Source organism: Pedobacter sp. 10L46_2 (assembly GCF_056395165.1).
Window position 1 is genome coordinate 1 of sequence record NZ_JBFTIZ010000071.1, and the last position, 15,185, is coordinate 15,185.

A 15,185-nucleotide genomic window follows, 5' to 3' on the forward strand; every position below is an offset into this window, starting at 1 on the left:
GGCATAGGCCATATCTGTATCTCCATCCCATCCTTTTGGTGTTGCATCTCCAATAAGTGCAAACACTATTGGAGTAATTTCTATTTGATTTTTGTTTAAATCAACAAAAAGCTGAAATGCACCTGCAGCAGGAGCTTTAAAATTATCACCTGCAGTCGGACTTATTTTACCACCCCCCGCATCTCCATAAGCAATATCCCATTTTTTAGCTGGCGTAATTTTAAATTCAAGATTACCCGGAGTAAATCCAATTACGCCCTTAAATTCACCATTCCCTGTAGGAGAAATTAGGCTGTCTGCTGTTTGTGGATTCCAGCCCTGATATGCACCAGGAACATAAATCCATGTAGTTAACGGGAACGGTCGTGCACTAAGTGTTAATGCATTACTGTAAACCGGCGCTACAGCACTGGAAATTGACGACTTAATCCTCATTTCTATTTCTGAATTTTCAGTAAATGATAAATTCAGTGCCAGCAACAAATTATTAAAATCAACACCCTTAAATACTTTAGAGAGTGCATTTGCTTCTAAGGCAACTTCTTTAGGTGTTTTAAAGTCCGTCCCTTTAACTGCCAATTGAAGCACATTTGTAATACCAGCCTGATATCCGAATGATGCATTAGTTAAATCAAGTGTAATTACATCGGTATTTAGCTTAGCCTTATCCAATACCAATGTAGATACAGATGACTTTAAAGTTCCCGGGGTACCCGAGGAGGCAACTACCTTTGTTTCCTCTTTTTTACAAGACCAAAGCCCTATGGTTATTAAACCTAAAGCAATGGATTTTATGATTAGTGATTTCATCTCAATAATTCTTCTTTATGTTAAATTAATAACCTGCGTTTTGGACTAAATTTGTATTAGCAATAAGATCTGCAGATGGTATCGGGAACAAATTCCTTGTATCAGATACTCCGGTACCAGCTTTAGCACCACCTTTAAATGGCCATACATACGAAGCATTTGTATATTTACCATAACGGATTAAATCTGTTCGACGAAAACCTTCCCAATACAACTCCCTGGCTCTTTCATCCAAGAAAAAAGGAATTGATAGAGAGGCCACATTTCCGGAAGTGTTACCATAAGCACGTTCACGTAGGTTATTTACATAAGTAAGGGCCTGAGCTGCATTACCGCCAGAGCCTCCTCTGGTAACAGCTTCGCTATAAATCAAATATTGTTCAGCCAGGCGGAATAATGGAAAATCAAGAGAAGAAAACTTGCCCTCAATCGAAGGAGCTGGAACCCCTGCTGAGTTTACATTTCTAAATTTAGTAACTCTTAAACCATCAGAGAAAACACCCATTTCATCGTTGGCAAGCTTTGTTCCAAAGAACATCGCTCTTTTATCAGTGTTACCGCTGTAATCTCCAAAAATCAGAGGAAGGGGGTTCTTAGTACGGTTGCCCGCCCACCCACCGGTTGGCACACCAAAAGAAGCCGGATTCATATCTCCATTGATAGCTGCGTTGATAAGATATGTTGTTCCTCCATCATTCTGAGTATGAATGCCATCATAATTAATGGTTAGAATTAATTCATTTTTACTTGTAACGTTATTATCTGTTAGAAATAGGTTTTTATAAGTACTGGCAAGAGAATAACCGCCATTAATAACTTTACTCGAATAGGTAATTGCTTCTGTGTATTTTGCCGTGCCGGTGTATATTTCTGCATTTAGATATAGCCTTGCCAATAGGGCCCAATCAGCACCTTTATCAGCTCTGCCGTATTCATTCGTTTGGGCATCAGCAAGATCAGATTCAATTGCTTTTAGTTCTGATTCAACATAATTAAACAAGTCTGTACGCTTGATTTGTTTAGGCGGAACTTTACCAATAACATCGTTTTCAGTTATAAACGGAGGATTCCCAAAACCATCTAATAATACCCAATACTGAAATGCTCTTAAGAATCGGGCTTCGGCGCGGTATTTCTGAATAGCCGTAGCATCAGCCCCTGAAATCCCTCTTGATGAAAGTTTCTCTGGTGTACTTTCACGAAGGAATTCATTACAAACAGTAATCTGATAAATACTGCGTGAATATAACCCTCTTAAAAATGTAGTTTCTGAAGTCCAGGTCATCTGATTCAAATCAGGAATTCCAGTATCATTCCAAGAACAAATTGCTTCATCTGAAGTTAGCTCTTGCGACATCCAGAACAATCTTAAAAAATCGGTAAAACCAGGATTCAGGCCACCTATATCACTTTCAGCAGTTGCGCCACTTGAATGGGTTAAGGCATAGCTTGCATACAATTTCACCAATTCTTGCTTATAACCTGCCGGTGTTGAATAAACGCTGGACGCTATTTGATCATTGGTGGGTGTTAAGTTCAAATCACTCTTCTTACATGAAGAAACAGACAGCCATACAATGGTTGAAACTGCTAATACTTTATATAAATTTTTCATTCTATTTCTCTAATTAAAAACCAACATTAAAACCTAAAGTATATGTTCTTGGTCGTGGATACAGGTTATAATCAATCCCTAGAATTGATTCCGGATCCAGGCCTTTATACTTTGTAACTACGAATACGTTCTGACAATTAGCCGATATACGCAAAGTCATATTATTACTTTTGGATATTCTTCCTGCGTCGAAAGCAATCCCGGCATTATCCATCTTTAAAAAAGATGCATTTTTTATATAATAATCACTTAGGTACTGGTTATTAGTAAAGTTTGTATTATAGATATCGGTAGTGGCATTGTTTATCAAACCTGTAGGGCTTAGGATATTTCTTTTAACACCAAAATTTGAAGAAACATTATCATAGATGTAATTGCCTAGATTAGCTCTTAGAACTGTGCTTAAAGTCCATTTTTTGTAATTGAAAGAAGTATTAAAACCAAATGTGAATTTAGGATCAGGTGCTTTGTAGAAATACTGGTCACCCGTATTAATAATACCATCTCCATTTAAATCTGCATAAACACCCTCCAGTGGTTTATCATTTGAGTCGTAAACTTGTTTATACACATAAAAAGAACCCGGAATCTGGTTGATTGCATTGTATTTTAGGTTTATTCCTGTACCACCTGTGATACCACCCGCATCAATTATAAACTTAGGGTCAGGGTTTAGAGAAAGATTGGTTACCTTTCTTTTATTGTAGGCAGCATTTACTCCAAAATCCCAGTTGGCATTTTCACCTTTGATTACCGAAAAGTTCAAATTAACCTCTGCTCCTCTTACATCCATATTACCAACATTGGTTAACAACCTGTTGTTAAAATTGGTTCCAGAAGGAATATCAACAGTCGATAATAGATCTTTTGTTTTTTTATAATAAACATCAATCCCACCATAAATGCGTCCATCAAAGAAACCGTAGTCTAAACCAGCGTTATAGGTTGTAGTGGTTTCCCATCTTAAATCAGGATCGTAAGCTGCTGGTGTATAATAGTCGTAAAGAGTATCTCCAATCTGGTATTGTCCTTGCCCGGTATTTGAATAGTACTTTGACAAATAATTATAGTTACCAATTCCATCTTTATTTCCGGTTTCTCCATAACTTAATCTCAATTTCAAGTCAGACAAAACTTTACTGTCTTTAAGAAAATCCTCGCCAATTATTCTCCAGGTAAAACCTACAGAAGGGAAATAACCCCAGCGATTTTCTTCTGCAAATCTCGAGGAACCATCGGCACGCATAGTTGCTGATAGAATATATTTATCTGCAAGGGTGTATACAAACCTGCCATAATATGAAAGCAATTTTTCACGCTCTACTGCAAACGGGAAAGTTGGCGTTGATATAACTTCTCCGGTACCTTTGTAACTAGCAAAGTTATATGTAGTAGATGAGTTGTCATAATATCCATAACCTGCAGTTACATCGAACTTGCTTTTAATACTTTCGACATATTTGGCATAATTTAAATAGAACTCCGAAACTTTATTTCTTTGAGTGCCTACTGATCGTGTAAATGAGCCTTGTGTGGCTGCACTCTGAGCTGCATATATTGGCACACGAACGGTTCCATAACCTTTTGAAACATCATAGCCTAAATTAAGGTTAGCGTGTAATTCAGGTAAAAAATGAAAAGAGTAATCAAATTGCGCGTTACCAAAGCTTCTCTCAGTTTTTCCGTTATTATCTTTTAATCTGATCAATCCAACTGGATTTCTTGGCGCATTCGGATTAGGAACATCCCCCTGAATCCATTCAAAATAGTTACCGTACTTATTCTCTGCATAAACTGATTGGGTAGGATCAAATTGGATAGCATTTTGTATCGCATCCTGATTTGCAAAATGAGCTTCTGTTAATGATCCTTTTAAATTCAGGTCAATTTTCAGGTGGTCACCAAATAACTTTGGTGAAATTCCGAACCCACCAGTAGCGCGTTTTAATCTGTCTGTTATTAGCAATCCTTTTTGGTCTAAATAGCCCCCAGAAACCCTATATGGCACTCCATGGAAAGCTCCAGAAAGACTTAAATTATTATCTGTTGTGAATGAATTATTATAGATTTCATCTTGCCAATCCGTATTGGAATTCCCTAGCAAAGCTTTAAATGTATGATCAGGATTGTCATCATATTTAACATCTGGATTATCATTAACAACTGTTCTTATCTGATCGGCAGAAAGTACTCCTACTTTTTTTGCAATAGTTGCATATGAATTATTTGTGCTGAAATTAATTACCGGCGTACCTGCAGAACCCTTTTTAGTAGTGATCAAAACTACTCCATTAGAAGCCCTTGATCCATAAATTGCCGTTGCATTTGCATCTTTTAGTACAGTAAAGCTTTCAATCTCATTTGGGTTTATTAACGCAAGTGGACTTGGAGCATTACCAATAGTATTACCACTTAATGGCACCCCATCAATTACAATAAGGGGGTCATTACTTGCATTAAGAGATGCCCCCCCTCTAATCCTAATAACACTTCCAGCACCGGGTGCCCCACCATTTGAGGTAATGTTTACACCCGAAACCTTGCCTTGGATTAACTGCTCTGGGGTAGTAATTGCTCCTTTCTGGAAATCTTTGGCACTAACAGTGGTAATTGATCCTGTTAGGTTCTTCTTCTCCGAAGTACCATAACCGATTACAACCACTTCGCTAAGATTTTGAGCGTCTGGCTTTAAATTAAAATCTACATTCGTGTTTCCGCTGATAGTAACCTGCTGATTAAGGGTCTCATAACCTATGTAGGTAACAGTAACAATTACAACACCATTCTTTAGCCCACCTAGCTGAAAAATTCCAGTGGCCGGAGTAGTGGTACTTTTATTTAAACTTTTGATCTGTATTGATGCTCCTGGCAAAGGCAATCCAGTTTCATCGAGCACTTTTCCAGTTAGTGAACTGGTTTGTGCATTTGCTGCAAAAACAGCTAGTGTTAAAAGCACCAGAAGACAGTGCTTCGTAAGGTAAAATACTTTCATATTTGGGCTCGTTTTTTAGTGTAATATTTGGTTAATGTTAACAGTATGTAACAGTTATGGTAAATTTACAAGCGCACTTGACAAATCAAAATTTTATATCATATTTTTTTTTAACACCATATTTTATACTTCAAAACAATAAAAATAGCTTTATAAATTTGCAAGCTAATTTTCCATAAAACAACCTAAAAAATTAATAATTATTTGATTATAAATAATTTACAAATTAAAATAAAGCTATTTAGTGTATATTTTACACTTACATATTTTTGATCATTTCTTCGGGAACGTTACCGGGAACGTTCCCGAAATTTTCAACATATTTTACTGCCGCTCCTTATGATTTGGAATGAAATTCTGCGTGAAATCAGAAAATCGCCATTTTTTTTTGAAAAAAAAAAGCAAAATAGACCATAAAAAGCAGCTCTGTTTTTTCGTTAAAAAGTATCGTTTTTTGGATGCTGGATCGTTACTCTTTTTATTCAGGTTTTACCTCAGATTTCGGTCGATCTTCTCTTGATTAGTTTTGAATTAAGGACGATCTTTTCATTTGGATTTACCGAGGATGGATCTTCTAGCATTTTAAACAAAAGCAAGGCTGCTTCGACACCAATTTTTGTAGCCGGCTGTGTAACTGTTGTTAATGAAGGGTTCAATAAAGGAGCAATCTCCAAACTAGAAAAGCCTATTACTTTGAGCTCCTCAGGAACAGAAATTTTTAAATCATAACAAGCGTAATAGGTTGCAAATGCAAGGCGCTCAACGGAAGTAAAAACACCGTCGGGTTTTAACTGTGTAAGTACCTTTTTCAAAATCACATTATTTTTTGGGTAGCTGTTTGTACAATCAATTATAAGGTCTTCATCGTAAGGTATCTTATATTTTACTAATGCATCTATATATCCCTGCATCCTAAATTTACCTATAGAAAGGTTTTTATTGATAACCAGATAAGCTATACGGGTACATCCTTGCTTAATCAAATGTTGGGTAGCAGAAAAACTACTGTCATAATCATTAGTAATTACTCTGGGTGTAATAATATCTTCGTAAACACGATCAAAGAAAACAAGAGGTAAACGTTTTTGCGTAAGCTCATTTAAATAATTATGGTCATTAGCCTCACCTGAAACAGACATTATAATTCCATCTGCCCTCCCATTATGTAAATGTCTGATAAAAGATACTTCTTTTTGGTAATCGTCATCTGTAGCATAGATCAGAATGTGGTAGCCCTTTTCTCTTGCTACACGCTCTATTCCATGTATAGCCTGAGAGAAAAAGTTATTTGCCATCTCAGGAACAATTACTGCAATAGTTCTGCTTCGCTGCTCTCTTAAATTGCTGGCATGGTGATTAGGCTGATAATTTAGCTCCTTTGCCATCGTTAATATCCGCTCTTTCGTCTCTTTACTAATATCGCTATTATCTCTAAAAGCTCTTGAAACTGTTGAAGTTGATAAATTTAGTGCCTTAGCTAATTGCTTTATATTAACGTTATCCATCCAATTTTAATGATTTATATAGAATCACTAATTCACGGTAAATATAGATGAAAATCTAAACTCATAGTATTAACGTAATTAAATAATATAACGTTTACACCATGTCTGCATATTTATGGTACATTAGCTGAATATCATAGGGATATAGACAATATTAAGAAGAGGGAGAACAATTCATGACGAAAAAGGTCAAGTTTACTAATGCCAATAAATCTGCATTTTATGCAACTGTACGTTCAAGAGTTGATGCTTACTTTACTGAAAACAATGTTTCTACCTATGCAAATGGACAAATGTGGTTTAAGGCTTATTTTTTTCTTACAGGTCTTGTAGGTACTTATTTATTAATTCTTACCGCTAGTTTAAGCCTCCCTATTATGCTTTTACTAGCTATTATTTTAGGTATGTTTGGTGCTTTTGTCGGGTTTAATGTTTGTCATGATGCCATCCACAAGGCACTTTCACCTCACTTGGCAGTTAATAAAATCTTCAGTTTTGTTTTTAATCTAATTGGTGCAAGCCCATATGTTTGGAATATATGCCACAATATTGTACATCATACCTATACCAATATTGCAGGACATGATGAAGATATTGATGTGGCGCCAGGTCTAATTCGTTTTTCAGATGCTGAAACTGTTAATAGAGTTCAGCGTTATCAACATTTTTATGCATTTGTACTTTACAGCTTTGCTATGCTATCTTGGGTATTTAGAAAGGACTATAAAAAATTCTTTCAAAAGAAAATAGGTGAGCATGTTTTAACACACCCAAAAATTGAATATTTTAAGCTTTTTTTTTACAAAGGAATCTATTATTTCCTATTTATAGTCCTACCGTTAATAATACTTGACGTCACCTGGTGGCAATTTCTAATTGGGTTTTTAGCAATGCAATTTTCACAGGGACTTGTATTAGGCCTTGTTTTTCAATTAGCGCATGTGGTTGAAGGCACAAGCTTTCCAAATCCGGATACCCATGGCAATATTGAAGAGGCCTGGGCTGAGCATCAAATGAGAACAACAGCCAACTTTGCAACAGACAGTAAATTAACTAGCTTTCTATGCGGAKGATTAAATAGACAAATAGAACACCATCTTTTTCCTAAAGTATGCCATATACATTATCCTGCCATTGGTGGGATTGTTAAGGAAACCGCAGCAGAATTTGGATTACCTTACATCGAAAGTTCCACTTTTGGCGCAGCATTGGTATCCCATTACAAGACACTTCGCAAATTGGGAAAAGAAACTTATGCTGAAAACAAATACATTAATAAATCTTCCTGCTTATTTACACGGAAAGTGTCTGCAGCATATCTATAGCATACTTTAATGTGGCTATATCGTAACCTTTAGTTTTAAATAAGTGGGAATCGTCATTCCGAAGCAAATTCAGAATGACGATATTATCCTATAGTAAGTATACCTTAAACAGTTATTTCTTTCTTATACTCAGTTCCAAAACGATCCTTAACTACCACTCTAACCCTTTTTACAGATGGTTTAAAATGAGCAACAAATAAGTGATCAGTCTGGTTTGGTTCAACAAACTTTCTCGGATTCGGCAATTCAGGTCCCTTGTAAAGTTCAATTGCCATAGGATCAAGGCCCAATTGATGCTCCATTAAGCCTAGAGTCTCTCCATCAAGATAATAACTTACAGTCCATTGAGGATCCCAATTCCACACATTCACAATCAATCGCATCTGATCTGTAAGTTTATCCACATACAATCGCATTTGTTCGTTTCTATCTTCTCCGGTAGCTTTATAATACCACTTTAACTGATTCCCTTCAACATTGTATACCCCATACCCCCTGGGTGTTCCGTCTCCACAGATCGGGCCAGTCCACCATGCTCCGCATACCGCTCCATGATTATGTTCAAAGATGCCATTGGAAATGTTATTAGCATTCACATGGGTGTGCCCAGACATAATGTGTACATTATCATATTCTTTTAAAAGAGCATAAAAATCAGTATTATTTTTCACTTGGTTATAAACCGGTATATGGAGGTTGATAATTAACAAACTGTCTTTAGATACCTGTTTAAGATCTTTCTCTAACCAGTTGAGCTGATCTTCTGTTATGAAACCATCGTATTCCCTCTCATTGCCCAGATAACGCACATCGTCCAGTACAACGTAATGTGCCTGTCCCCGATTAAATGAATAATAGGTTGGCCCATACATTTCCTTGAAGGTTTTATCCGAAGTTTCATCTCCTCCCATACGGTAATCCATATCATGGTTTCCTAGTGCCTGAAAAAACGGAATGTTCATCTGGCTCACCGCTTCATTATAATTTTTGAACAGTGTAAGATCGTCCCATACCAGATCACCTACACCGATGCCATGAACTAGGGTATCTTTTGGAAAAGACGCAATCAGCTGCTGAACATCAGGCACAGTAGTGTTCATCATCTGCGCCACATCCTTTTTATTCTTAACCTGAGGATCTGCCCAAATGATAAAAGTATGTTTATCATCTTTTACCTTTAGCGGTTGCAACACGAAATCATATTCATTTTTGCTGCCCAACTTCTCATATTGTCTGGCAACATTATAATCAGTTTTAAATTCATATCCTGAAGGGGTACTCATAAAGATACTGCTGGCTCTTTCATGAGGTGTAATCGAATAATTTCCACTTGAATCTGTAAGCACCACCGAAAATCCATCAGAAACAGCAACATTAGCAATTCCCTTCTTTCCCGAACTTACTTTGCCGCTTATAGTTTTATTTCGCTTTAAATTATCAAAAGCGCTTGATTTTAGTGTAATAAAGGCACAGCCCGTAATTAAGCCAAAGCTTTGTATAAAGGATCTTCTATTCATCTTCTATTTCAATCATTATAATTCAATTGGCTATTTATTTGATTACTGTAGATGGATAACCTTCAGGATTTTCTTCCGAGGGTCCTGGAAACACTCCTTCAATTTCACTAAGTGCTGAAGTTTTAGTTAATTCTATTGCAACCTGACGTCTTGCTTTCATCCATTTTCCTAATGCAACATCATAGATACCCCCTAACTTATTAAAGTAACCCTTATCGGCTTCAGTATAAATAAAATTCATCGTGTTTGTGCCACTGAGGTAAAAAGGAGTAGGTTTCAGATTATCTGACAAAACATCTACCTTATCATATAGGTCAGTATTGGCTACACGATAGCCCAAACCGGTTTCTGCATTGTATAAACTCCCTCCTGAACCAATAAACACAACATCTACAGGATCTGTATTCACGTCGATTTCTGTACCTTCAAAAATAGCAAAGCCTGAGGCATTGCCACTATTAGCAAATAAACCAGTGGTTTTTAGTCCGAAACCATCACCATCACTTTTTGTATAATCAAACGCCCGGATCCACTTACTACTGCTCATAGATGTAGACCCCGATCCATTGATCATTTTGCCGGCACCGCCTACATAAAAAAACTCTCCCTTGTTTACAGTTCCTGAGGTTAGGTTGAATTTAAATGTTCTTGAATTTCCAGTTGTAGCGCGACTACCAGTTGCCCAGCCTAAAGTTGGGAAGCCTGTTGGGTTCGTTGCACCGGCATTATTCGTAACAACTACAGAATAAGGTGTTACTGAAAAATCAATAAATTTAGTCGCCTTAAATTGCATATATTCATAATTTCCATCTCCACCTTTAACATCGGCCATGTAACCGGTAATAATCACCGGTGCAACCTCTGGCACTGAACTTAATGCTTTAACATCTTTTAAGGTACGTATCCGATGCTCAGGAGTAAGTTTTCCATTCACATCTTGTTTATTGAAAACAATACCGTAATAAACTGCATTAAAATTAAGATTCCCTGCATTGGCAAATGTCGCCGTAGCCTCGGTATGCAAGGTAATGTTATCAAAGCCATCATTAATAGGTTTATCCCCAGCATATGTTGCAGTGCTTTCTACTGCCGGGTCAAAACTTGCCTTTACAATAGCTACAAATGTACTTTCATAATCATTTGGATTTTCTTTGATTTTGCTACTCGCTACTCTGTTTTTTGGAATTGGCCTACCAGTTGCAATTTTCGTTATCGCACTAGAACTCACCCCGGTAATTTGCAATATACCATCTAAGCGTTTAAGCACACTACCAGCAATATTTATCTGGACCGAATCTCCAGGTGCATACTCTGCAGCTGCTGCTCCTATGGGTATAGAAATACCTCGTACCAAGCCTAGGCGTCTGTATTGTTCTATCACTAAAAGCCCCGAAGGTAGGTTATGTCCGGAGTGATCCGAAATCACAATCCMTTCTACACTTGTTGATCCAAACATATTATCTGCATTAAGGGTAAGATCTACTCCCTTATATAGATTTCTAAGATCATATATAGGAAGGTAAGAACTAACTGTTCCGCCCGGATAATTCTCTTTTTTGCATGCTAACCAGCCCAGGGTTACCGCGAGTAAAATGATGCTGTTAAATATTATTTTCTTCATGTGAGTATCTTCGATTTTTAGCTGGTCTATGGTTTTTGCCACCATACATTAGTAAATATTTCGTCTTGTCCTTGTGCAGCCACGGCAGCCTGATAATTGGTTGGATTAGCCGATTGCACATACACCGGATAAGTCATTCTGGCTGGCATTACACCTCCATTTTTCAATCCTGGTCCTTTAGGTAATACCGGATGACCTGTACGACGATATTCAAACCATTGTTGCATATCTACCAAAAACAAAGCATAATATTTTTGGATATGGATCTGCTCCATTTTTTCATCTTCCGATAGGCCGGCATTCCAGTCTATATCCGCCTCAGTTACATATTTTTTAAAAACAGCTGTCGATGGATCTGCGACGAATGTAGGTACCCAATAATTAATTGCATTAGCTATTCCTTTATTATAATAGGTCTCCGCAGATCCGCTGACCCATCCTTTCAATGCCGCTTCTGATAAGATAAATTGCAATTCAGCATAGTTCATTATTATTCCCGCTAATGGCGATTGTTGCAACGACCTTGCCCCTGCAGCCTTACCGCCTACTTCTTGATCGCTCGAGTAAAAATACGAGCGTTTAACAGCCCCGGCACCTATAGAATAACCACTTGGTACACCCGACATACCAGACCCTGTAGGGTTAATACCCAAACGGCAAACACTGTTATCACCATACGTAGAAATATCAACACGTGGATCCTGCCAATCACGAAGCCTGTTAATAAAGAAGCTGCACATAGCAGGGGTTCTGAAATCTTGAACCCTAATGCCGTTTACATAAGGGTTTACATAAGCACCTACTCCCGCTTCTCCTGTCCATTTTAATACCGCAGACTCGTTATTATTACTCATAATTGGGTATTTAGCTGCGTTAGTATCTACAATCTCCTTTATCTTAGCTATACTAGTAGGCGCAACATCAGCTTTTCCCGAAACACGGAGCAAAAGTCTTAGATATAGTGAATTTCCAAACTTGCGCCATTTGTCTATGTTTCCGTTATATACCGGATCACTTAAATTTTCAATTGAAGTGTTTTTAGCAAGCAAAATGTTAGCCTCCTCAAGTTTCTTAAACAGATCTAGGTAAATATCCTTTTGCTTATCAAAAGCAGGTTCAACAATACCATTTCTTCCTTCTCCTGCTTGTGCATAAGGTACATCGCCATAAGTATCTGTAAGCATTGAAAATACCCATACCTGACAAATAAGTGAGATACCCTGATATGATGGATTTAAATTCTCAGGTTCGCCTGCCAGATTGTATATGTCTTTAAAGTTGTTTATCTGTATGTACCAGCTATTCCATAGGTAGTCAGACCAGGTACGTCCAARTTCATACCGCATTACGGTAGCATCCCCATCACTTATGCTCACAGTCACCTGCATTAACTCGTTATTAAAATTACGATTGCGTATCATGTTTGCGCTCAAAGTATTCACAAGTGACGGTGCAAGAAGCTTTTCAGGTATAGTATTGATAATGTTAATAGGATCTGTATTTATCCCTTCAAAGTCTTTATCGCATGACGAAAGGGTAATAGTCGATAACAACAACAAACCTCCAAAAACTTTATATATGATATTTTTCATTTTTTAATAATTAAATTCCAACAACTAAATTAAATCCAAAAGTTCTGGTTGATGGAAATTGCCCAATCTCAAAACCCGTCACAATATCTGATCCGCTAAGGGTACCAAACTCCGGATCAAACATCGGCCATGGCGACCAAATAAATAGGTTACGACCATAAATACCCAATGTTACCGAGGATAATCCTGTATTTACTAACCATTTCGGATGAAATGAGTAGTTAAGGCTGGCTTCTCTGAATTTAATAAAATCTGTACTGAAAGTGCTACCCTCTGCATTCTCTGACCCCATGTGCGAACGATAATAATCATCAATATCATAAGCAATTACATCATTTGGCCGATAAGTCCCATCAGGATTCTGAATTACTCCTTTACCAATAATACCACTATACCTACCAGGAAGAGTACTGGCTAATTTGCCTTGCTCCACCATTTTATAGTTTAGCAAAGAATGCCCTACTGCACCTACCTGTGCATCAAATAGCACATTTAAACTAAATCTTTTGTAATTAAAATTATTACCAAAACTAAATTTAAATTTAGGTGTCGTATTTCCAATATAAACTACATCAGAAGTAATCTTTGCATTACCTGTTACCGGGTCATATACGATCTGCCCATCTGGCGAACGCACGTATCCTCTTCCGTAAAGGTCACCCATACTTCCACCAACCTTTGCTACAATCTGTCCCCCGGCAATCGGGCCGGTCCTTAGAATAATAGAACTGTCAGGCAAGGAAACAATTTTATTCCTATTCGCAGCAAAAGTCATATAGGTACTCCACATAAATCCACTCCGGTGTTTTATTGGAATAGCATTAAGTGCCACCTCAATACCCGAATTATTGATTTGTCCGGCGTTGATAATAGCAGTATTGTATCCCGAAGAACGGTCTACTGTACGGGTTAGGATCTGATTTTTAGTATTGCCTGCATAATATGCCACATCTAATCCCAAACGGTCACCAAAAAACCGCAAATCTGTTCCGAACTCATAAGTTGTGGTTTTTAACGGTTTCAAATTCGGATTGGGTAATGTTGATGGATTTACAAGGGCGCTATCAGGATATGTTCCGTTTGATGCCAGCGAGTAGGTATATGAAGTTCGGTAAGGTGTAGTACCTCCGCTACCCACTTGCGAAACCGACGCTCTTAACTTCGCCAGACTCACAGCTTTAGGCAATTTAAAGTAATCAGATAAAGAGAAGCTTAAGCTAGCTGAAGGATAGAAAAAGCCAACATTATCTGTCCTGTTTGGTGTGGCAAGTACACTGCTCCAATCCTTACGACCAGTGATATCCAGGTAAAGATAGTTCTTATAGCTTGTAGACAATACTCCGTAAAAGCTGTTAATTCTATACCTGCTGGTATCTGGGATTGAAACCAAGGGATACAAGTTATTTTCAAGGGTATATTCACCAGGTATCTTAAGTCCATCAGCTCTAAGATCTGTTTTGTTATATTTATTTCTTAACTGGCTCCCACCTACAGTTGCAATCATTTTCACATCCTTACTGATATTTTTATCGTACTTCAGTAAAAAATCTATATTGGTTTCCTGACCATAGATCTTCTGCTCACGATACGATCCAGTTGGAAGCCTGCTTCCCGCATCATATGGACGTTCCTGAGCACGACGCTCCGATGCCAAGTCCATTGTTGTACGCAACTGAAGGCTTAATTCATTCGTAAATTGATAACTCGCCTGCACGTTTCCAGTTAAACCATTACGACCACTTCTGTTGATGAATTCATGCGATATCGCATAAGGATTTTCAGGAAAACTGCTGAATGGATATTCAATTAACTTATTTTCGCTGCCATTAACCCAGTAGTTCTTTAACCAGTTCAGGTCCGCGCTTGGCTGCCAGAAAATGAACCAATACATTAAAGATTGGTTCCCATAACCATTACCTGGCAAATTATCACTAAACCTATTGTTGTAATTGACCTTGGCAGATATATTTAATTTAGATGTAATTTTTGAATTCAAAGACAAGGCTACTGAAGTTCGCTCCATGCCAGTTTCAGGAACAATCCAAGTATTATTCTGATTAGTAATAGATAACCGGGCTGCAGTATTTTTATAAGCACCATCCAGCGTCAATGAATTGGTTAAATTGGTACCTGTCTGGAAAAAATCACGTATCTGATTTTTGTATGGAACCCATGGTGTTCTTATTAATCCTTGTGTTTGAGTAACCG

General features: G+C 37.5%; 9 protein-coding genes. 1 reads left to right on the forward strand and 8 read right to left on the reverse strand.

Annotated elements, in window-relative coordinates:
- From AC1DDX_RS10200 to AC1DDX_RS10215, 4 genes are all read right to left on the reverse strand, one after another.
- Nucleotides 1–810: SusE domain-containing protein (locus tag AC1DDX_RS10200; protein WP_477622011.1), on the reverse strand; the 810-nt coding region annotated here is incomplete at its 3' end.
- Between the two features lie 25 nt (nucleotides 811–835).
- A complete protein-coding gene (locus tag AC1DDX_RS10205) occupies nucleotides 836–2,425 on the reverse strand; it encodes a RagB/SusD family nutrient uptake outer membrane protein (RefSeq protein WP_172661540.1) in 1,590 nt (529 codons plus the stop codon).
- Nucleotides 2,426–2,438: 13 nt separating this feature from the next.
- Nucleotides 2,439–5,417: a SusC/RagA family TonB-linked outer membrane protein gene (locus tag AC1DDX_RS10210; RefSeq protein WP_172661541.1), complete on the reverse strand. Its 2,979-nt coding sequence runs from the start codon at nucleotides 5,415–5,417 to the stop codon at nucleotides 2,439–2,441.
- 494 nt (nucleotides 5,418–5,911) lie between these two features.
- Nucleotides 5,912–6,922, reverse strand: a complete 1,011-nt coding sequence (locus AC1DDX_RS10215; protein ID WP_172661542.1) for a LacI family DNA-binding transcriptional regulator — start codon at nucleotides 6,920–6,922, stop codon at nucleotides 5,912–5,914.
- A 176-nt stretch (nucleotides 6,923–7,098) separates the two neighbouring features.
- On the opposite strand from AC1DDX_RS10215, the gene AC1DDX_RS10220 reads away from it, so the two are divergent.
- Nucleotides 7,099–8,247 (forward strand): fatty acid desaturase family protein, encoded by a 1,149-nt coding sequence (locus AC1DDX_RS10220; protein ID WP_477622012.1) that lies wholly within the window; start codon nucleotides 7,099–7,101, stop codon nucleotides 8,245–8,247.
- A gap of 104 nt (nucleotides 8,248–8,351) precedes the next feature.
- Here AC1DDX_RS10220 and AC1DDX_RS10225 read toward each other — a convergent pair whose 3' ends face one another.
- The 4 genes from AC1DDX_RS10225 to AC1DDX_RS10240 form a co-directional block, all read right to left on the reverse strand.
- Entirely contained in the window at nucleotides 8,352–9,764 is a 1,413-nt protein-coding gene (locus tag AC1DDX_RS10225) for a calcineurin-like phosphoesterase C-terminal domain-containing protein (protein WP_172661544.1), read from the reverse strand.
- Nucleotides 9,765–9,798: 34 nt separating this feature from the next.
- Nucleotides 9,799–11,385 carry a DUF5689 domain-containing protein gene (locus tag AC1DDX_RS10230; protein WP_477622013.1) on the reverse strand — a complete coding sequence of 529 codons (1,587 nt, stop codon included), beginning with the start codon at nucleotides 11,383–11,385 and terminating at the stop codon, nucleotides 9,799–9,801.
- Between the two features lie 26 nt (nucleotides 11,386–11,411).
- On the reverse strand, nucleotides 11,412–12,977 hold the full coding sequence (locus tag AC1DDX_RS10235; RefSeq protein WP_477622014.1) for a SusD/RagB family nutrient-binding outer membrane lipoprotein: 1,566 nt from the start codon (nucleotides 12,975–12,977) through the stop codon (nucleotides 11,412–11,414).
- 10 nt (nucleotides 12,978–12,987) lie between these two features.
- The coding region (locus AC1DDX_RS10240) for a TonB-dependent receptor domain-containing protein (RefSeq protein ID WP_477622015.1) at nucleotides 12,988–15,185 on the reverse strand (2,198 nt) is incomplete at its 5' end.

Excerpts from the sequence above, each read along its gene's own strand:
- AC1DDX_RS10225 (WP_172661544.1), bottom strand. The coding sequence starts at position 9,764 with ATGAATAGAAGATCCTTTATACAAAGCTTTGGCTTAATTACGGGCTGT.
- AC1DDX_RS10205 (WP_172661540.1), bottom strand. The coding sequence starts at position 2,425 with ATGAAAAATTTATATAAAGTATTAGCAGTTTCAACCATTGTATGGCTG.
- AC1DDX_RS10210 (WP_172661541.1), bottom strand. The coding sequence starts at position 5,417 with ATGAAAGTATTTTACCTTACGAAGCACTGTCTTCTGGTGCTTTTAACA.
- AC1DDX_RS10215 (WP_172661542.1), bottom strand. The coding sequence starts at position 6,922 with ATGGATAACGTTAATATAAAGCAATTAGCTAAGGCACTAAATTTATCA.